This window comes from Streptomyces sp. NBC_00209, from assembly GCF_045206345.1.
GTDB lineage: Bacteria > Actinomycetota > Actinomycetes > Streptomycetales > Streptomycetaceae > Streptomyces.
Genome location: NZ_CP108121.1, coordinates 596,736 through 614,540 on the forward strand (window position 1 = coordinate 596,736; position 17,805 = coordinate 614,540).

General features: G+C 70.0%; 15 protein-coding genes. 10 read left to right on the top strand and 5 right to left on the bottom strand.

Annotated features, from left to right (window positions below):
* Positions 1-15 precede the first annotated feature (15 nt).
* The 10 genes from OG867_RS02675 (at position 16) to pssA (ending at position 11,671) form a co-directional block, all read left to right on the top strand.
* Positions 16-1,797, top strand: coding sequence for a 3-hydroxyacyl-CoA dehydrogenase family protein (locus tag OG867_RS02675; protein WP_406282254.1), 1,782 nt, complete (start codon positions 16-18; stop codon positions 1,795-1,797).
* A 91-nt stretch (positions 1,798-1,888) separates the two neighbouring features.
* The gene (locus OG867_RS02680; protein WP_328903507.1) at positions 1,889-2,704 is read left to right on the top strand and encodes a TetR family transcriptional regulator; all 816 of its coding nucleotides are present in this window, start codon (positions 1,889-1,891) and stop codon (positions 2,702-2,704) included.
* Positions 2,705-2,759: 55 nt separating this feature from the next.
* Positions 2,760-3,563, top strand: coding sequence for a GNAT family N-acetyltransferase (locus tag OG867_RS02685; RefSeq protein WP_406282259.1), 804 nt, complete (start codon positions 2,760-2,762; stop codon positions 3,561-3,563).
* Between the two features lie 353 nt (positions 3,564-3,916).
* Positions 3,917-5,278, top strand: coding sequence for a crotonyl-CoA carboxylase/reductase (gene ccrA, locus OG867_RS02690; RefSeq protein WP_406282262.1), 1,362 nt, complete (start codon positions 3,917-3,919; stop codon positions 5,276-5,278).
* A 1-nt stretch (position 5,279) separates the two neighbouring features.
* On the top strand, positions 5,280-7,301 hold the full coding sequence (locus OG867_RS02695; protein WP_406282265.1) for a protein meaA: 2,022 nt from the start codon (positions 5,280-5,282) through the stop codon (positions 7,299-7,301).
* Positions 7,298-8,263: a CoA ester lyase gene (locus OG867_RS02700; protein ID WP_328903504.1), complete on the top strand. Its 966-nt coding sequence runs from the start codon at positions 7,298-7,300 to the stop codon at positions 8,261-8,263. Before OG867_RS02695 ends, OG867_RS02700 begins: the two co-directional genes overlap by 4 nt.
* 1 nt (position 8,264) lies before the next feature.
* On the top strand, positions 8,265-8,798 hold the full coding sequence (locus OG867_RS02705) for a MaoC family dehydratase (protein WP_328903503.1): 534 nt from the start codon (positions 8,265-8,267) through the stop codon (positions 8,796-8,798).
* Positions 8,795-10,000 carry an acyl-CoA dehydrogenase family protein gene (locus tag OG867_RS02710; protein WP_328903502.1) on the top strand — a complete coding sequence of 402 codons (1,206 nt, stop codon included), beginning with the start codon at positions 8,795-8,797 and terminating at the stop codon, positions 9,998-10,000. Before OG867_RS02705 ends, OG867_RS02710 begins: the two co-directional genes overlap by 4 nt.
* 182 nt (positions 10,001-10,182) lie before the next feature.
* Entirely contained in the window at positions 10,183-10,830 is a 648-nt protein-coding gene (locus OG867_RS02715) for a phosphatidylserine decarboxylase (RefSeq protein WP_018100353.1), read from the top strand.
* The gene (gene pssA, locus OG867_RS02720; protein WP_018100354.1) at positions 10,817-11,671 is read left to right on the top strand and encodes a CDP-diacylglycerol--serine O-phosphatidyltransferase; all 855 of its coding nucleotides are present in this window, start codon (positions 10,817-10,819) and stop codon (positions 11,669-11,671) included. The genes OG867_RS02715 and pssA overlap by 14 nt, the downstream gene beginning before the upstream one ends.
* Before the next feature lie 65 nt (positions 11,672-11,736).
* Here pssA and OG867_RS02725 read toward each other — a convergent pair whose 3' ends face one another.
* The 5 genes from OG867_RS02725 to OG867_RS02745 form a co-directional block, all read right to left on the bottom strand.
* The gene (locus OG867_RS02725; RefSeq protein ID WP_406282271.1) at positions 11,737-12,777 is read right to left on the bottom strand and encodes a LacI family DNA-binding transcriptional regulator; all 1,041 of its coding nucleotides are present in this window, start codon (positions 12,775-12,777) and stop codon (positions 11,737-11,739) included.
* Between the two features lie 25 nt (positions 12,778-12,802).
* A complete protein-coding gene (locus OG867_RS02730; protein ID WP_406282274.1) occupies positions 12,803-14,503 on the bottom strand; it encodes a glycoside hydrolase family 43 protein in 1,701 nt (566 codons plus the stop codon).
* A 42-nt stretch (positions 14,504-14,545) separates the two neighbouring features.
* Positions 14,546-15,460 carry a carbohydrate ABC transporter permease gene (locus OG867_RS02735; RefSeq protein ID WP_328903499.1) on the bottom strand — a complete coding sequence of 305 codons (915 nt, stop codon included), beginning with the start codon at positions 15,458-15,460 and terminating at the stop codon, positions 14,546-14,548.
* 20 nt (positions 15,461-15,480) lie between these two features.
* A complete protein-coding gene (locus OG867_RS02740; protein WP_328903498.1) occupies positions 15,481-16,431 on the bottom strand; it encodes a sugar ABC transporter permease in 951 nt (316 codons plus the stop codon).
* A 90-nt stretch (positions 16,432-16,521) separates the two neighbouring features.
* On the bottom strand, positions 16,522-17,802 hold the full coding sequence (locus OG867_RS02745; protein ID WP_406282279.1) for an extracellular solute-binding protein: 1,281 nt from the start codon (positions 17,800-17,802) through the stop codon (positions 16,522-16,524).
* Positions 17,803-17,805 lie beyond the last annotated feature (3 nt).

Sequence of the window (17,805 nt, forward strand, 5' to 3'; positions counted from 1 at the left end):
CCCTGGAGTCCCGTGATGGACATCCCTCTCTCCACCATTGCCGTCGTCGGCCTCGGCACGATGGGCACCGGAATCGCCGAGGTCCTCGCCCGCTCCGGCCGTGAGGTCATCGGCATCGACACCGACGAGGCGGCCGCCCGCCGGGCCGTCACCTCGCTGGAGGCGTCCACCGCCCGCGCCGTGGAGCGCGGGCGGATCACCGAGGAGGAGCGGCGCGACGCGCTCGCCCGCTTCCGTACGTTCTCCGACCTCCGGGCGGCCGCCGACGCCGAGCTGGTCATCGAGGTCGTGCCGGAGTCGTACGCGATCAAGCAGCAGGTCTTCCGGGATCTCGACGCGGTCGTCTCCCCGAGCACGATCCTCGCGACCGGCACCAACGCCCTGTCGGTGACCCGTCTCGCGGCCGAGTCGCAGCACCCCGAGCGGGTGCTCGGCCTGCACTTCTTCAACCCGGCGCCGGCGATGAAGCTGGTCGAGGTGGTCTCCTCGGTGCTGACGGCCCCGCCGGCCGTCGAGGCGGTCACCGAGCTGGCGCGGCTGCTGGGCAAGGAGCCGGTGGCCGTCGGCGACCGGCCCGGGTTCGTCGCGGACGGCCTGCTGTTCGGCTACCTCAACCAGGCCGCCGCGATGTACGAGGCGAACTACGCCACCCGCGAGGACATCGACGCCGCGATGAAGCTGGGCTGCGGTCTGCCGATGGGTCCGCTGGCCCTGCTGGACCTGATCGGGATCGACACGGCCCGTACGGTCCTGGAGGCGATGTACTCCACCTCGCACGACCGCCTGCACGCCCCCGCGCCCATCCTGGGTCAGCTCGCCTCCGCCGGGCTGACCGGCCGCAAGGCCGGCCGCGGCTTCTACACCTACGCCGAGCCGGGCAGCCGGACCGTGGTGCCGGACGCGCTGACGCCCGCGCCGCGCGGCGAGGAGGCCGCCGGGCGCCCCGTGCGGTCGGTGGGCGTCGCGGGCTCGGGGACGATGGCCTCGGGGATCGCCGAGGTCTTCGCCAAGGCGGGTTACGACGTGGTGCTCGCCGCGCGCGGCCAGGAGAAGGCGGACCTCGCCAAGGGCAGGATCGCCACGTCGCTGGGCCGGTCGGTCGCCAAGGGGCGGCTGAGCGAGCAGGCCCGGGACGAGGCGCTGGGCAGAATCACCGCGGCGGCCTCACTGGACGCGTTCGCCGAGGTGGACCTGGCCGTGGAGGCGGTCGCCGAGGACCTGCTGGTCAAGCAGGAGCTGTTCGCCACGCTGGACAAGGTGTGCCGGCCGGGTGCGGTGCTGGCCACGACGACCTCCTCGTTGCCGGTCGTCGCGATCGCCCGGGCCACCGGGCGGCCCGAGGACGTCGTCGGGATGCACTTCTTCAACCCGGCGCCCGCGATGAAGCTGGTCGAGGTCGTGCGTACGGTGCTCACCGCCGACGAGGTGCACGCCACGGTCCACGAGGTGTGCCACACGGTCCGCAAGCACCCGGTGGACTGCGGGGACCGGGCGGGCTTCATCGTGAACGCGCTGCTGTTCCCGTACCTCAACAACGCCATCAAGATGGTCGAGGAGCACTACGCGTCCCTCGATGACATCGACGCCGCGATGAAGCTGGGCGGCGGCTATCCGATGGGCCCGTTCGAGCTGCTGGACGTGGTCGGGCTCGATGTCTCGCTGGCCATCGAGAAGGTGCTCCACAACGAGTTCCGCGACCCGGGCCTGGCGCCCGCCCCGCTCCTGGAGCACCTGGTGGCCGCGGGCTGCCTCGGCCGCAAGACGGGGCGCGGATTCCGCGAATATGCCCGGCGCTGACGCGGGGGCCGGCTGGGGCGGGCTGCTCGGGCCTCCGGGCGGCCCGCCCCCGCAGGCGCGCTCTCCCGCCCCCATGCAGTACGTTCACACCATGCCCCAGCCCGCCAGGTCCACCCGTGTGTCCGCCGCGCCCGACGTCCCGGAGAGTGCCGCAGGAACCCGAGCCGCTGCCCAGCGGCTCAAAATGCGCCGCGAGCTGGCCGCCGCGGCGATGGAACTCTTCGCGACGAAGGGGTACGAAGCGACCACGGTCGATGAGATCGCGGGCGCGGCGGGCGTGGCCCGGCGGACCTTCTTCCGCCACTTCCGTTCCAAGGAAGAGGCCATCTTCCCGGACCACGACGACACCCTCGTACGGGCCGAGGCCGTCCTCAACGCGGCCCCCGCGCACGAGCACCCGCTCGACACGGTGTGCCGGGGCATCAAGGAAGTCATGCGGATGTACGCGGCCAAGCCCGCGGTCTCGGTGGCCCGTTACAAGCTGACCCGCGAGGTGCCGACCCTGCGGCAGGCGGAGATCGCCTCGGTGGCCCGCTACGAGCGGCTGTTCACGCGCTATCTGCTGGGCCACTTCGACGAGCGCGACCAGCACCCCGGCAACGACGACCCGTTGCTGGCGGAGGTCGCCGCGTCCGCCGTCGTCACCGCGCACAACCATGTGCTGCGCCGCTGGCTGCGGGCGGACGGGCAGGGCGATGTGGAGGCGCAGCTCGACCAGGCGTTCGCCATCGTGCGCGACACCTTCGGTACGGGCATCGGCGCCGGCCGCACGGCGGGCGCCGAGCCCACGCAGCCGCCGGCCGCGTCGGTGGAGACCCAGGGCGAGGTGCTGGTCGCGGTGGCGCGTACGGACGCGCCCCTGGACGAAGTGATGCGGACGATCCAGCAGGCCCTCAAGGAGCGCTGAGCCGCCCCGGGAAACCCTGTTGCCGTGGCGGGCCCCCGGTGCTGGGGTGTGGCGCATGAACGATCATGTGACATCCGAGCGCGCCCGCCTCCTCGCCGTCTTCGACCGGGTGATGCGCGAACAGACCCGCCCTGACGGCCGCGCCGAGCGCGTGGGGGACGTCGTACGGCAGATGGGCGCCGCGCACGACTGGAACGGGGTGGTGTGGTCCTCGCCGGACCTGGACGCCGCCCGGGCGGACGCGGCGATCGCCGCCCAGGTGGCCCACAGCGAGGTGCTGGGCTGCGACGAGTTCGAGTGGAAGCTGTACGGGCACGACCGGCCCGCCGACCTGGGCGCGCGGCTGCTGGCGGCCGGCTTCGAGGCCGAGGAGCAGGAGACCCTGCTCGTGGCGCGGGTGGCCGAACTCGCCACGGAGGTGCGGGTGCCGGAGGGCGTCCGGCTGGAAGAGGTACGGGACGAGGCGGGCGCGGAGCTGATGGCGCGCGCCAATGAGCGGGCCTTCGGCCGGGACGGGTCCTGGCTGCGCCGGCTGGTCCTGGACCGGCTGCGGGAGGACCCGGAGCATTTCGTGGCGCTCGTGGCCATGGCGGGCGACGAGCCGGTCAGCTCGGCCCGGATGGAGCTGTACCCGGGCACGGGGTTCGCGGGGCTGTGGGGCGGCGGCACGGACCCCGCGTGGCGCGGGCGGGGCGTCTACCGGGCGCTGGTGGCCCACCGGGCGGGCGTGGCGGCGGAGCGGGGCTACGACTACCTCCAGGTCGACGCCACCGAGGACAGCCGCCCGATCCTGGAGCGCCTCGGCTTCATGGCACTGACCACCACGACCCCGTACCTCTACCGCCCCACCGCCTCCTGAGCGCATATACAGGGGCGATTGCACCCATACCACCGTCCGTGTTGCTCATGCGTGGCGACCGGCTGACAATTGAGGGAAATTACTGGCACCGAGTGCCTTGCCAGCTGTCACGCAGTGCCATACGTTGAAGGCGTCCGGGCGGCCGGCGTGCTGGGATCTCACGTACGCCGGCTGTCCCCGCAAGCCACCGCGTTTGCGCGCCCGGGCGCCTGCGTCACCAGGCAACCCTTCTGCTCCACCGAGCAAGCAGTCGAGCACCACCCCGCCGAACCGACGGCACACCTCCAGACCCGCATTCCCTGTTCTCAGGGCCCCTCAGCGTTCCCTCAAACGCCGCACCATCGGAGGCACCCGTGAAGGAAATCCTGGACGCGATCCAGTCGCAGACCGAGGCGAAGGGCGGCTCCGACGCGCCCACCGCCGCCGACTTCGCGGCGCTTCCCGTGCCCGAGTCGTACCGCGCGGTCACCGTCCACAAGGACGAGGCCGAGATGTTCGCGGGCGTCGACAGCCGCGACAAGGACCCGCGCAAGTCGCTCCACGTGGAGGACGTGCCGGTGCCGGAGCTCGGCCCGGGCGAGGCCCTGGTCGCGGTCATGGCCAGCTCGGTGAACTACAACTCCGTCTGGACCTCGATCTTCGAGCCGGTCTCCACCTTCGGCTTCCTGGAGCGCTACGGCCGGGTCAGCGAGCTCACCAAGCGCCACGACCTGCCGTACCACGTCATCGGCTCCGACCTCGCGGGCGTCGTCCTGCGCACCGGCCCGGGCGTCAACGCCTGGAAGCCCGGTGACGAGGTCGTCGCGCACTGCCTCTCGGTCGAGCTGGAGTCCTCGGACGGCCACAACGACACGATGCTCGACCCGGAGCAGCGCATCTGGGGCTTCGAGACCAACTTCGGCGGTCTGGCGGAGATCGCGCTCGTCAAGTCGAACCAGCTGATGCCGAAGCCCGGCCACCTCAGCTGGGAGGAGGCCGCGGCTCCCGGGCTCGTCAACTCGACCGCGTACCGCCAGCTCGTCTCGCGCAACGGCGCCGGCATGAAGCAGGGCGACAACGTGCTGATCTGGGGCGCCAGCGGCGGGCTCGGCTCGTACGCCACACAGTTCGCGCTGGCCGGCGGCGCCAACCCGATCTGTGTCGTCTCCAGCGACCAGAAGGCGGAGATCTGCCGGAAGATGGGCGCCGAGGCGATCATCGACCGCAACGCCGAGGGCTACAAGTTCTGGCAGGACGAGCAGAACCAGGACCCGCGCGAGTGGAAGCGGTTCGGCAAGCGCATCCGTGAGCTGACCGGCGGCGAGGACGTGGACATCGTCTTCGAGCACCCCGGCCGCGAGACGTTCGGCGCGAGCGTCTACGTGACCCGCAAGGGCGGCACCATCGTCACCTGCGCCTCGACCTCGGGCTACACCCACGAGTACGACAACCGCTACCTGTGGATGTCGCTCAAGCGCATCATCGGCTCCCACTTCGCCAACTACCGTGAGGCGTGGGAGGCCAACCGGCTGATCGCCAAGGGCAAGATCCACCCGACGCTCTCCAAGGTCTACTCGCTGGAGGAGACCGGCCAGGCCGCCCACGACGTGCACCGCAACGCCCACCAGGGCAAGGTCGGCGTCCTGGCGCTGGCGCCGCGCGAGGGCATGGGCGTGCGCGACCACGAGATGCGCGAGAAGCACCTGGACGCCATCAATCGCTTCCGGAACGTGTGACATGAGTGGCCGTCAGAAGGACCGCCCCTGGCTCATGCGGACGTACGCGGGCCACTCCACGGCCGAGGCGTCCAACGAGCTCTACCGGCGCAACCTCGCCAAGGGCCAGACGGGTCTGTCGGTCGCCTTCGACCTGCCGACCCAGACGGGGTACGACCCCGACCACGTGCTGGCGCGCGGCGAGGTCGGCCGGGTCGGTGTGCCCGTGTCGCACCTCGGTGACATGCGACGGCTGTTCCAGGACATCCCCCTGGAGCAGATGAACACCTCCATGACGATCAACGCCACCGCCATGTGGCTGCTGGCGCTCTACCAGGTCGTCGCGGAGGAGCAAGGTCTTGACGGGGAGGCCCTCGGCAGGCTCCAGGGCACCACGCAGAACGACATCGTCAAGGAGTACCTGTCGCGCGGGACGCATGTCTTCCCGCCCGGGCCCTCGCTGCGGCTGACCACCGACATGATCACGTACACGGTCAACCGCATCCCCAAGTGGAACCCGATCAACATCTGCAGCTACCACCTCCAGGAGGCGGGGGCCACCCCGGTCCAGGAGATCGCGTACGCGATGTCGACGGCCGTCGCCGTCCTCGACGCGGTGCGCGACTCCGGGCAGGTGCCCGAGGAGAAGTTCGGGGCCGTCGTCGCGCGGATCTCGTTCTTCGTGAACGCGGGCGTCCGCTTCATCGAGGAGATGTGCAAGATGCGCGCCTTCGGCCGCATCTGGGACCGGGTCACCCGCGAGCGCTACGGCATCACCGACGCCAAGCAGCGCCGGTTCCGCTACGGCGTCCAGGTCAACTCCCTCGGCCTGACCGAGGCGCAGCCGGAGAACAACGTCCAGCGCATCGTGCTCGAAATGCTGGCCGTGACCCTCTCCAAGGACGCCCGGGCCCGCGCGGTCCAGCTGCCCGCCTGGAACGAGGCGCTGGGGCTCCCCCGGCCCTGGGACCAGCAGTGGTCGCTGCGCATCCAGCAGGTCCTGGCGCACGAGAGCGACCTGCTGGAGTACGAGGACATCTTCGCCGGTTCGCACGTCATCGAGGCCAAGGTGGACGAGCTGGTCGCCGACTCGCTGGCCGAGATGGACCGGATCGAGCAGATGGGCGGCGCCATGGCGGCCGTCGAGTCCGGCTACCTCAAGTCCGAGCTGGTCTCCTCGCACGCCGAGCGGCGGGCCCGGATCGAGGCCGGCGACGAGAAGATCATCGGCGTCAACGTCTACGAGACGACCGAGCCCAACCCGCTCACCGCCGACCTCGACGGGGCGATCATGACGGTCGACCCGGCGAACGAGGCGCGGGTCGTCGCCGCGCTCCACGAGTGGCGGGACAACCGCGACGAGCCCCGGGCCACCGAGGCGCTGGCCGCGCTGAAGAAGGCCGCCGCCGGCACCGAGAACCTGATGGAGGCGACCGTCGAGTGCGCCCGTGCCGGGGTGACCACCGGCGAGTGGTCCTGGGCGCTGCGCGACGTGTTCGGCGAGTTCCGGGCGCCGACCGGGGTGTCGTCCGCCCCGGTCGCGGTCACCGCCGAGGAGGGCTCGCCGCTCGCCCTCGTACGCGAGAAGACCGCGCGGACCGCCGAGGACCTGGGCGTCGGGCGGCTGCGGCTGCTGGTCGGCAAGCCGGGCCTGGACGGGCACTCCAACGGCGCCGAGCAGATCGCGGTGCGGGCCAGGGACGCCGGCTTCGAGGTCGTCTACCAGGGCATCCGCCTGACGCCCGAACAGATCGTCTCGGCGGCCGTCGCCGAGGACGTCCACTGCGTCGGCCTGTCCATCCTGTCCGGCTCGCACGCCGAGCTGGTGCCGGACGTACTGGTCCGGCTGCGCCGCACCGGGGCCGACGACATCCCGGTCATCGCCGGCGGCATCATTCCCCCGGCCGACGCCGAGGCCCTGATCAGGGCGGGTGTCGCCGCCGTGTTCACCCCGAAGGACTTCGGCATCACGGAGATCATCGGTCGTATCGTCGACGAGATCCGGAAAGCGAACAAGCTCGACCCTCTGGAGGTCCCCGCATGACCACCCCCGTCAACCGACTGCGCCCGCGCCGCTCGTGTCTGGCCGTGCCCGGCTCGAACCCCCGGTTCCTGGAGAAGGCCCAGGGCCTCCCGGCCGACCAGGTGTTCCTGGACCTGGAGGACGCCTGCGCGCCGCTCGCCAAGGAGGGCGCCCGCCACCACATCGTGGACGCCCTGAACAACGGCGACTGGACGGGCAAGACCCGGGTGGTCCGGGTCAACGACTGGACGACGCACTGGACGTACCGCGACGTCATCACGGTGGTCGAGGGCGCGGGGCCGAACCTCGACTGCATCATGCTGCCGAAGGTGCAGGACGCCCAGCAGGTCGTCGCGCTGGACCTGCTGCTGACGCAGATCGAGAAGACGATGGGCTTCGAGGTCGGCCGTATCGGCATCGAGGCGCAGATCGAGAACGCCAAGGGCCTCGTCAACATCGATGAGATCGGTGCCGCCTCGCCCCGCCTGGAGACGCTGATCTTCGGCCCGGCCGACTTCATGGCGTCGATCAACATGAAGACCCTGGTCGTCGGCCAGCAGCCGCCCGGCTACCCGGCGGACGCCTACCACTACATCCTGATGCGCATCCTGATGGCCGCCCGTACGCACGACCTCCAGGCGATCGACGGCCCGTTCCTCCAGATCCGCGACGTGGACGCCTACCGCGAGGTCGCGGGCCGGGCGGCGGCGCTCGGCTTCGACGGCAAGTGGGTGCTGCACCCCGGTCAGGTCGACGCGGCCAACGAGGTGTTCTCGCCCTCGCAGGAGGACTACGACCACGCCGAGCTGATCCTGGACGCCTACGACTGGTGCACCTCCGAGGAGGGCGGCAAGAAGGGCTCGGCGATGCTCGGCGACGAGATGATCGACGAGGCCAGCCGCAAGATGGCCCTGGTCGTCGCGGGCAAGGGCCGGGCGGCCGGCATGCAGCGCACCTCCAAGTTCGAAGCCCCGGAGGTCTGAAATGCAGTTCGGACGCACTTACGAGGAATTCGAGGTCGGTGCGGTCTACAAGCACTGGCCCGGAAAGACCGTCACCGAATACGACGACCACCTCTTCTGCCTGCTGACCATGAATCATCACCCGCTGCACATGGACAGCAACTACGCGGAGAGCACGACCGATTTCGGCAAGAACGTCGTCGTGGGCAACTACATCTACTCGTTGCTGCTCGGCATGTCGGTGCCGGACGTCTCCGGAAAGGCCATCGCCAACCTGGAGATCGAGTCGCTGAAGCACGTGGCGCCGACCTTCCACGGCGACACGCTCTACGGCGAGACGACGGTCCTGGACAAGACGCCGTCGAGGTCCAAGAGCGACCGCGGAATCGTCTATGTGGAGACCAAGGGCTACAAGCAGGACGGCACGCTCGTCTGCGTGTTCCGCCGGAAGGTCATGGTCCCCACCGAGACGTACATCAAGGAGCGGGGCGGGGAGCAGCCCGGCCGCCCGGAGCTCAGCCGGCCTTCGCAGAAGAACGTGGAGAAGCAGTCATGACGCGACTCGCCCAGACGGCCGGGCTCACCGAGGTCCAGCAGGAGATCCTTTCGACGGTCAGGGCCTTTGTCGACAAGGAGATCATTCCGGTCGCGACCCGGCTGGAGCACCGCGACGAGTACCCCACCGAGATCGTGGAGGGTCTCAAGGAACTCGGCCTGTTCGGCCTGATGATCCCCGAGGAGTACGGCGGCCTGGGCGAGTCACTGCTCACGTACGCACTGTGCGTGGAGGAGATCGCCCGGGGCTGGATGAGCGTGTCGGGCATCATCAACACGCACTTCATCGTGGCGTACATGCTCAAGCAGCACGGCACGCAGGAGCAGAAGGACACCTTCCTGCCGCGCATGGCGCTGGGCGAGGTGCGGGGCGCGTTCTCGATGTCGGAGCCGGCCCTCGGCTCGGACGTCTCGGCGATCAGCTCGAAGGGCGTCAGGGACGGCGAGGAGTACGTCCTGAACGGCCAGAAGATGTGGCTGACGAACGGCGGTACGTCCTCACTCGTCGCCGTTCTGTGCCGGAGTGACGAAGGACACCCCGAGGGCACCGCGCCGCACAAGTCGATGACGACGTTCCTGGTGGAGAAGGAACCGGGCTTCGGAGAGGTCCGACCCGGGCTCACGATCCCCGGAAAGATCGACAAGATGGGTTACAAGGGGGTCGATACCACCGAGCTCATCATGGACGGACTGCGAATTCCGGCCAATCGTGTACTGGGGGGTGTCACGGGCCGAGGGTTTTACCAAATGATGGACGGAGTCGAGGTCGGCCGGGTGAATGTGGCGGCCCGTGGCTGCGGTGTCGCACAGCGTGCTTTCGAACTGGGCGTTTCCTACGCACAGCAGCGCCACACCTTCGGAAAGCCCATCGCGCAGCACCAGGCGATCCAGTTCAAGCTGGCCGAAATGGCCACCAAGGTCGAGGCCGCCCATGCGATGATGGTAAACGCGGCACGCAAAAAGGACTCCGGGGAGCGAAACGACCTGGAGGCAGGGATGGCGAAGTACCTCGCCTCCGAGTACTGCAAGGAAGTCGTCGAGGACGCCTTCCGTATCCACGGCGGCTACGGCTTCTCCAAGGAGTACGAGATCGAGCGCCTCTACCGCGAGGCACCGATGCTGCTGATCGGTGAAGGTACCGCCGAGATCCAGAAAATGATCATCGGGCGCCGGCTCCTCGAGGAGTACCGTTTCCAGGGTTGATCGTCCCTTTCGTGGTGATTTAACCGCGAAGAAGATCACACCCTGTCATCCTCAACCGGTGCCTTCCAGACGTCCGACTCGGCTGCTGGCTTGCCCAGTTGCGGTCAGCAACCGATAACATCGCCGGTAAAAGCCGCCGTCCCCCGTTGCCAGCGCGGCTCAATCCGCTACGAAGGTCATCCATGCCCGACAGCCATACCTCTGCCTCACGCGGCCGGGTCCGCATCGCACGCGGAGCTTCGCCGTGGCTCCTGCCGACCGTCGCCACCGCCGCCCTCAGCCTGACCCGCGCCCGCCGGTCCGGGCGCTGGGCGGCCGTGGCCGTGCCCACCACCGCACTCGCGGCGGGCATGCTCTGGTTCTTCCGGGACCCGGAGCGCGAGATCACCCGGGGGCGCGTCATCTCACCGGCCGACGGCGTGGTGCAGAGCATCATGCCGTGGAAGGACGGGCGTACCCGCGTCGCGATCTTCATGAGCCCGCTGAACGTCCACGTGAACCGCGCGCCGCTCGCCGGCACGGTGACGTCGGTGGAGCACGTGCCCGGTGGCTTCGTCCCCGCGTTCAACAAGGAGAGCGAGAACAACGAGCGCGTTGTCTGGCACTTCGACACCGAGCTGGGCGACATCGAGATGGTGCAGATCGCCGGCGCGGTGGCCCGGCGCATCGTGCCCTACATCCCGCAGGGCACGAAGGTGGAGCAGGGTGAGCGCATCGGGCTGATCCGCTTCGGCTCCCGCGTCGACATCTACCTCCCGGAAGGTGTGGACGTCGCGGTCGAGGTCGGCCAGGCCACCACCGCGGGGGTGACTCGCATTGACCGTGATTGATCCCGACACACAGGCCGGCTGGGTCCCGGAGGCCGAGGCGGAGGACGACGCCGACGACATGCCGCTCTCGCTGCGGCTGTCGATAGCGGACACCCTCACCCTCGGTAACGCCACCTGCGGGTTCATGGCGGTGTACTTCACCACCACGGGCATCCTGATCCCGCACCTCACGGGCAGCGACGAGAGCGGCATGGCGCGGCACTCCGCCGCCACCGCCGTGATCCTCATGCTCATGGCGGCGATCTTCGACCTGTTCGACGGGCTCGTGGCCCGCAAGCTGCGTTCCTCGCCGATGGGCGCCGAGCTGGACAACCTCTCGGACCTCATCAGCTTCGGGCTCGCCCCGGCGTACTTCGTCCTCGTGTACGGCATGGTCGCGGACGACGCACACCAGCGGGTCTCGGCGCTCGCGGCGATCGTGGTGCTGCTCGCGGTGGTGCTCAGACTCGCGCGCTTCTCGTGCGTGACGCTGAAGGACGGCATGTTCCAGGGCATGCCGAGCCCCTTCGGAGCGCTCACGGTCATCTCGATCGTGCTGCTGGAGCTGCCCTTCGTCCCGACGCTGCTCGCGATCATCGGGGTGGCGTGGCTGATGGTCAGCCGGGTCGAGTACCCGAAGCCGCGGGGCGTCCTCGCGGTGGCGATGCTCGGCTGGATCGTGGCCGCGATGGGGCTCCTGGCGGCCTGGGCGCTGGACGCGCCCGGCGGTCAGCTGCTCCTGCAGACCGGCTGCGCGCTCCAGGTGGTCCTGGGCGCGGTCATCCCGCTCTTCGCGACCGCCCGCCGGGTGAACACCTTCCGTGACAACCGCCGCGAGGCACGCGCGGCGCAGCTGCCGTAGCGGACGGTACGAACGACAGGAGGGCCCGGATGCCGCAAGGCATCCGGGCCCTCCTGCGTGGTCCCTCAGGCGGTACGGGGCGCGGCGGTGGAGCCGCGTACCTCCAGGCGGGTCGAGAGTTCCAGGCGCAGGGTGTCGACCTGTTCGCCGTCGATGATCCGGAGCAGCGTGGTCGCCGCCATGGAGGCCATGTCCAGCAGGGGCTGGCGCACGGTCGTCAGGGCGGGGTGGGTCCAGCGCGCCACGGGCAGGTCGTCGAAGCCGACCACGCTCATGTCCGCCGGGATCTCCAGGCCCCGGGCGCGCAGCACCTCGAAGGCACCGAGCGCCTGGAGGTCGCTGGCGGCGAAGACCGCGGTGGGCGGCTCCTCACCGCGCTCCGCGGCCCCGTCGAGCAGCCGGGTCATCTCCTGCCGGCCCGAGCGGTCGTTGAACTCACCGTGCGAGACCCAGCCGTCCGGTACGGGCAGCTCGGCGCGTTCCATGGCCGCCCGGAAGCCGTCGGCGCGGGCCCTGCTGCACAGCAGCTGGCGGGGTCCGGCGAGGTGCGCGATCCGGGTGTGGCCGAGCTCGATCAGGTGCTCGGTGGCGCTGACGGCGCCTGCCCAGTTGGTGGCGCCGACGGTGGGGACCAGCGCGTCGACGTTGCCCACGGGGTCGACCAGGACGAACGGGATGTCCATCGCGGTGAGCCGTCGGCGCTGCTGCGAGGTGAGGTCGGAGACGACGAGGATCGCCCCGCTGCTGCGACGCGCGGCGAGCTGGTCCAGCCACTCCCGGGTGTCGGCGCTGCGGCCGTGGACCGCGGAGAGCACCATGCTGGCGCCCGCCTCGGCCAGGACCTCGTCCACGCCCCGGATGATCTCGACGGACCAGAGGCTGTCGAGCTCGTTGAGGACCAGGTCGACCACGCTGCCCCGGCGGCGGGCCGGGCGCCGTTCGTAACCGAGGCCGTCCATGACGGACTCGACGCGCTCCTTGGTCTCGGCGGAGACGTCGGAGCGGTCGTTGAGCACCTTGGAGACCGTGGAGACGGAGACACCGGCCACCGAGGCGATCGTGTTCAGGGTGACCTTGCCCGAGGTGCCGGTGGTCTCCGTCGTCATCCTTGCCATCCGTTTCTGCGTGTGGTCATCGTGCTGCCGCTCCGGGAAGGGTATCGGCCCGGTATTCGGTCCAGTCGAAGTCGGCGGGTGCCCCCGCGCCGGTGAGGTCCTGGGCGCACAGGCCGATGAACGCGCCGGTGAAGCCCCAGGTGCGGAAGTGGCCGGTGTCCGGGTCGCCCTGGGTGGCGTTCTCGTCGGAGAGCGGGCTGGTGTCCAGCTCGGGCCCGGCCGGCTGCCAGGTGTCCTGCCCCGCGGGGCGTACGGAGAACAGGGCGCGCTCGCCCCGTACGGCGAGGCGGAGCTCCAGGGGCCCGTCGCCGACGGGCAGCGGCGCGCAGGGTTCGCGGTACGCGCCGTGGTCGCAGATGCCCAGGCGGACGACGCGGCCGAGGGCTTCGTCCCAGGTGAGGTGGAGGTAGTGCCAGAGCGTCGAGTTGTAGTAGTGGACGAGCCCCGACATCTGGAGCGGTGAGCCGGGCTCGGCGCTCATCGCGGTGGTGAACGTGATCGCGGGTGACTGCTGGCGGCGGGCGACCAGGGACTGGTGGTGGGTGGAGCCGAGCGACTGGGCGCCGTGCAGCCGGAGGTGGCCCGGGCGCTCGGTGAGGCTCAGCCAGTCCGGGGCGGGGTGCCGCCGCAGGGTGGACCAGACGGGGCCGAGGTCCGGTGCGTCGAAGTCGTCGCGGGCGGGCGGGACCGGGACGGGCGCCGGGGGCAGTGCGGGGCCGGGCACGGTGGTGCGGGGCACGGCGGGGTCCTCGCCGGGTGCGGCGGCCAGCCGGGGCCAGCCGTCGGGCGTCCACTCGATGCGCTGGATCGCGGTCTCCCGGCCCATGACGCAGGCGCCGCGCGGGGTGAGCGGGCGAGCGACGAGGTGGGCGAGATACCACTCCCCGGCGGGGGTGGCGACGAGGCTGCCGTGGCCCGCCTTCTGGAGCGGGTGGTCCGCGTGTCCGGCGGAGGTGAGCAGGGGCCCGGCCGGGTCGGTCTCGTACGGGCCTTCGGGGCGGTGGGCGCGGGCGACGGTGACGGCGTGGTTCCAGCCGGTGCCGCCCTCGGCGGTGACCAGGTAGTACCGGCCGTCGCGGTGGTAGAGGTGGGGGCCCTCGGTGTGGGCGAGACCGGTGCCGGTGAAGATGCGGTGGACGGGGCCGGTGACACGGCGGGCGGTGCGGTCCCATTCCTGGAGCAGGATCCCGCCGAAGGGATGGCGGCCGGGGCGGTGGTCCCACTCCATCCACAGGGCCCAGCTGCGTCCGTCGCCGCCGGGCCCGTCGTCGTGGAAGAGCGAGGGGTCGAAGCCGTGCGAGGGGAACGGCACCGGGTCGGACCAGGGCCCCTGCGGGGTGGGGGCCGTGATGACCTGGTTGCGGACGTCCTTGAACGCGCCGGAGAGGTTGGTGACGTCGCTGTAGACGAGGTGGAACTCCCCGTCGGTGTACGAGAGGCAGGGCGCCCAGACTCCGCCGGAGTCGGGTCTGCCGGTCAGCTCGACCAGCCGGTCCTGGTCCAGCACTCCGCCCAGGGACCGCCAGTGCACGAGGTCGCGGGAGTGGTGGAGGGTGACTCCGGGGAGCCATTCGAAGGTGGAGGTGGCGAGGTAGTAGTCGGTGCCGACCCGCAGGATCGAGGGGTCGGGGTGGAATCCGGGCAGCACGGGGTTGTTGATGGCCCCGGCGCTGTCGCCGGTGGGGCCGGGTGCGCTGACGCTCGGCGCGGCGGTCATGTGTCTCCTGATACGTGGATACGGAGGGGGTGTGCCACAAGGTCAGCCCTTGACCGCGCCGGCCATCACTCCCGAGACGATGCGGCGGGCCAGGACGGTGAAGACGACCAGCACCGGGAGGACGGACACCACGACTCCCGCGAGCATGAGCGTGTAGTCGGTGTAGTAGCCCGCCGCGAGCTGGTTGAGCGCGATCTGCACGGTGCCGTTCTCCGGCGGCAGGGCGATGAGCGGCCAGAAGTAGTCGTTCCAGGCGAACATGAACGTGAACATCCCGAGGACGGTCGCGGTGGTGCGTACACCGGGCACCACCACGTGCCAGTAGGTGCGCAGCAGGCCCGCGCCGTCCATCCGGGCGGCCTCGATCAGCTCGTCGGGGATGTTCTCCTCGACGGCCTGCCGCATCCAGAACACGCCGATCGCGGAGACCAGGGCGGGGACGATGAGCGCGGAGAGCTTCCCGTACAGGCCCATGTCGGTGACGAGCATGTAGAGCGGGATGATGCCGAGCTGGGTCGGGACCATGACGGTGACGACGACGCAGACCAGCAGGAAGCCGCGGCCGGGGAAGCGGAGTTTGGCGAAGGCGAAGCCGGCCAGGGAGGACAGCAGCACGTTGCTGACGGCGGTGGTCGAGGCGACGATCAGCGAGTTGCCGAGGGCCTGCCAGAAGGCGGAGAGCTCGAAGACGCGCTGGATGTTCTCGAAGAGGTGCCCGCCGGGGACCAGGGGCGGGGTCGAGCCCGCGAGGACCGAGTTGTCGTCGTGCGAGGCGACGACGAAGCTCCAGTAGAGCGGGAAAACCGAGGCGGCGGTGATCGCGGCGAGCACGCCGTACGCGAGTGCGCCGGGCCGGTCCGGGCGGCGGGGGCCGGTGCGGGGCGGCCGGTGGCGACGGCGGCCGTGCCCTTCGGCGCTGCGGGGTGCGGGGGCCCGGGTGGGTGTGGTGACGGCCATGGGTTTCTCCTGTTGCCGGGTCAGCCGCGGTCGGAACGGCGTACGAGCAGGAAGTTGATTGCGGCGACGACCGCGATGACGAGGAAGAGCACCCAGGAGATGGCGGAGGCGTATCCGGCGTCGTTGTTGATGAAGCCGTACTTGTAGAGCATCAGCGTCAGGGTCTGGAACTGGTGCTCGGCGCCGCCCTCGGCGTTGCCCTGCTGGTCGAAGAGGAAGGGTTCGGCGAAGAGCTGGAGCCCGCCGATGGTGGAGATGACCACCGTGAACACGACGGTCGGGCGGATGGCGGGGAGGGTGACCTTGAGGAAGGTGCGCAGCCGCCCCGCGCCGTCGATCTGCGCGGACTCGTACAGCTCGCGGGGAACGGCCTGCATCGCGGCGAGGTAGATCAGGGCGTTGTAGCCGGTCCAGCGCCACATGACCATGAAGCTGATCGCGAGGTGCGAACTCCAGCTGTCGGCGGTCCAGTCGACGGGTGAGCTGATGATGCCGAGCCCTTCCAGAGCCCAGTTGACGACGCCGAAGTCCCGGCCGAAGAGCTGCGAGAAGACGAGGGCGACGGCGACGACGGAGACGTACTGCGGTACGAGGACGAGGGCCCGCCACACGCTGCTCGCGCGGAGTCTGCGGTCCAGCAGCCAGGCCAGCGCGATGGCGGCGACCAGCTGCGGGGCGGTGGAGAGCACGAAGATGCTGAAGGTGTTGTAGGTGGCGGTGTAGAAGTCGGAGTCGCCGAGGAGGCGGGTGAAGTTGTCGAGTCCGGTCCACTGGCCGGGGCCGGCGAGGCGGTCCCAGTCGTGGAGCGAGACCCAGAAGGTCTGCAGGAGCGGGTAGAGCCCGAAGATGCCGAAGACGACGAAGAAGGGGGCGATGAAGAGGTAGGGCAGCAGATGCCGCTCCGGCCGCAGCCGGCCGGCTCGGCGTCCGCTCCTTCCGGTGCCCGGTCGGATGCGTGCCTGGAGCGCCATGCGCGTACTCCGTGTGGTGTGTCGGGGTGAGGGTGGAGGGGGCTCGGCGGCGGTGCCGGCGCTCGGTCCGGCACCGCCGCTCGCGTCAGGTCAGCGGAGGTTCTTCTTCGCCTCTTCGAGCGCCTTGTTCCATGCCTTGTCCGGGTCGGCCTTGCCCTGCTCCACGAGCTGGAGGGCGTTGCCGAAGGGGATGCGGGCCTGCTGGTCCTTGGTGCCGCGGTAGTTCGGCTTGAGGCTCTTCGCCGAGGAGACGAAGATCTCGCCGGTGGGCGCGTCGCTGAAGTAGGGCTGCTTGGTGCCCTTGATCTCCGGGTCGTCCAGGACGGTGACGAGCGAGGGCAGCGCGCCGACGGGGCCGGTGAAGATCTTCTTCTGGGAGGCGGCCGAGGTCAGGAAGTCGGCCAGGGCGGCGGCCTCCTTCACGTGCTTGCTCTGCTTGGGAACGGTGAGGAAGGACCCGCCCCAGTTGCCACCGCCGCCGGGCACGGCCGCGATGTCCCACTTGCCGGCGTTGGCTTCACCGGCGGCGGTCTTGATCTGGCCGGTCATCCAGGCGGGGCAGGTCATGGTGGCCATCCGGCCCTGCTTGATGCCGGCGTTCCACTGCTGGCTGAAGGGCTGGAGGTTGGCCGACTGGTGGTTGGCCGTCGCCTTCGCCGTGGCGTCGAAGAACTCGTGCACCTTGGGGTTGGTCTCACCGATGTACGTGTCCTCGGCGTCGAAGAACCCGTACTGGGTCTGGTTCATCATCGCCGTGAAGATGTTGCCCGAACTGTCGAACCACGCCTTGTCCTTGACCTTCTTGTGGAAGGTCTCGCCGGTGGCGAAGTACGCGTCCCAGGTGGGCCAGAGCTTGCCGACCGCCTCGCGGTCCGTGGGCAGCCCGGCCTGTGCGAACAGGTCCTTGCGGTAGCAGATGGCGAGGCTTCCGACGTCGGTGCCGTAGCCCATCACGAAGTCGGTGCCGCCGAGGGTGCCCTGGTCCCACTTCCAGTCCAGGTACTCGCTCTTGCGCTTGTCGGCGCCGTAGTCGGCGAGGTTGGTGAACTTGTCCTTCACCGCACGGAACTTGGGGAGGTAGCCCTCCTCGATGGCGACGACGTCGGCCGCGCCGCTGCCGGAGGCGATCTGCGTGGACAGCTGGTTGTGGTGCTGGTCGAACTGGGAGATGCGCTCCTTGATGACGACATCGGGGTGCGCCTTCTCGTACTCCTTGATCAGCGGCTTGTAGCCGAAGTCGCTGAAGGTGGCGACGGTCAGGGTGATCTTTCCGTCGGCGTCCCCGCTGTCCGCGCCGCAGGCGGACAGGGCGACGAGGGAGACGGCGGCGGCGAGCGCGGCGGCGGTTCTGCGGGCACGCGTACGGCCCATGGT

Coding starts and splice junctions, on each gene's coding strand:
- OG867_RS02680 (WP_328903507.1), top strand. CDS start 1,889: ATGCCCCAGCCCGCCAGGTCCACCCGTGTGTCCGCCGCGCCCGACGTC.
- OG867_RS02710 (WP_328903502.1), top strand. CDS start 8,795: ATGACGCGACTCGCCCAGACGGCCGGGCTCACCGAGGTCCAGCAGGAG.
- OG867_RS02725 (WP_406282271.1), bottom strand. CDS start 12,777: ATGACGACGGAGACCACCGGCACCTCGGGCAAGGTCACCCTGAACACG.
- OG867_RS02745 (WP_406282279.1), bottom strand. CDS start 17,802: ATGGGCCGTACGCGTGCCCGCAGAACCGCCGCCGCGCTCGCCGCCGCC.
- OG867_RS02730 (WP_406282274.1), bottom strand. CDS start 14,503: ATGACCGCCGCGCCGAGCGTCAGCGCACCCGGCCCCACCGGCGACAGC.
- OG867_RS02740 (WP_328903498.1), bottom strand. CDS start 16,431: ATGGCGCTCCAGGCACGCATCCGACCGGGCACCGGAAGGAGCGGACGC.
- OG867_RS02735 (WP_328903499.1), bottom strand. CDS start 15,460: ATGGCCGTCACCACACCCACCCGGGCCCCCGCACCCCGCAGCGCCGAA.
- OG867_RS02685 (WP_406282259.1), top strand. CDS start 2,760: ATGAACGATCATGTGACATCCGAGCGCGCCCGCCTCCTCGCCGTCTTC.
- OG867_RS02705 (WP_328903503.1), top strand. CDS start 8,265: ATGCAGTTCGGACGCACTTACGAGGAATTCGAGGTCGGTGCGGTCTAC.
- OG867_RS02675 (WP_406282254.1), top strand. CDS start 16: ATGGACATCCCTCTCTCCACCATTGCCGTCGTCGGCCTCGGCACGATG.
- OG867_RS02695 (WP_406282265.1), top strand. CDS start 5,280: ATGAGTGGCCGTCAGAAGGACCGCCCCTGGCTCATGCGGACGTACGCG.
- OG867_RS02715 (WP_018100353.1), top strand. CDS start 10,183: ATGCCCGACAGCCATACCTCTGCCTCACGCGGCCGGGTCCGCATCGCA.
- OG867_RS02700 (WP_328903504.1), top strand. CDS start 7,298: ATGACCACCCCCGTCAACCGACTGCGCCCGCGCCGCTCGTGTCTGGCC.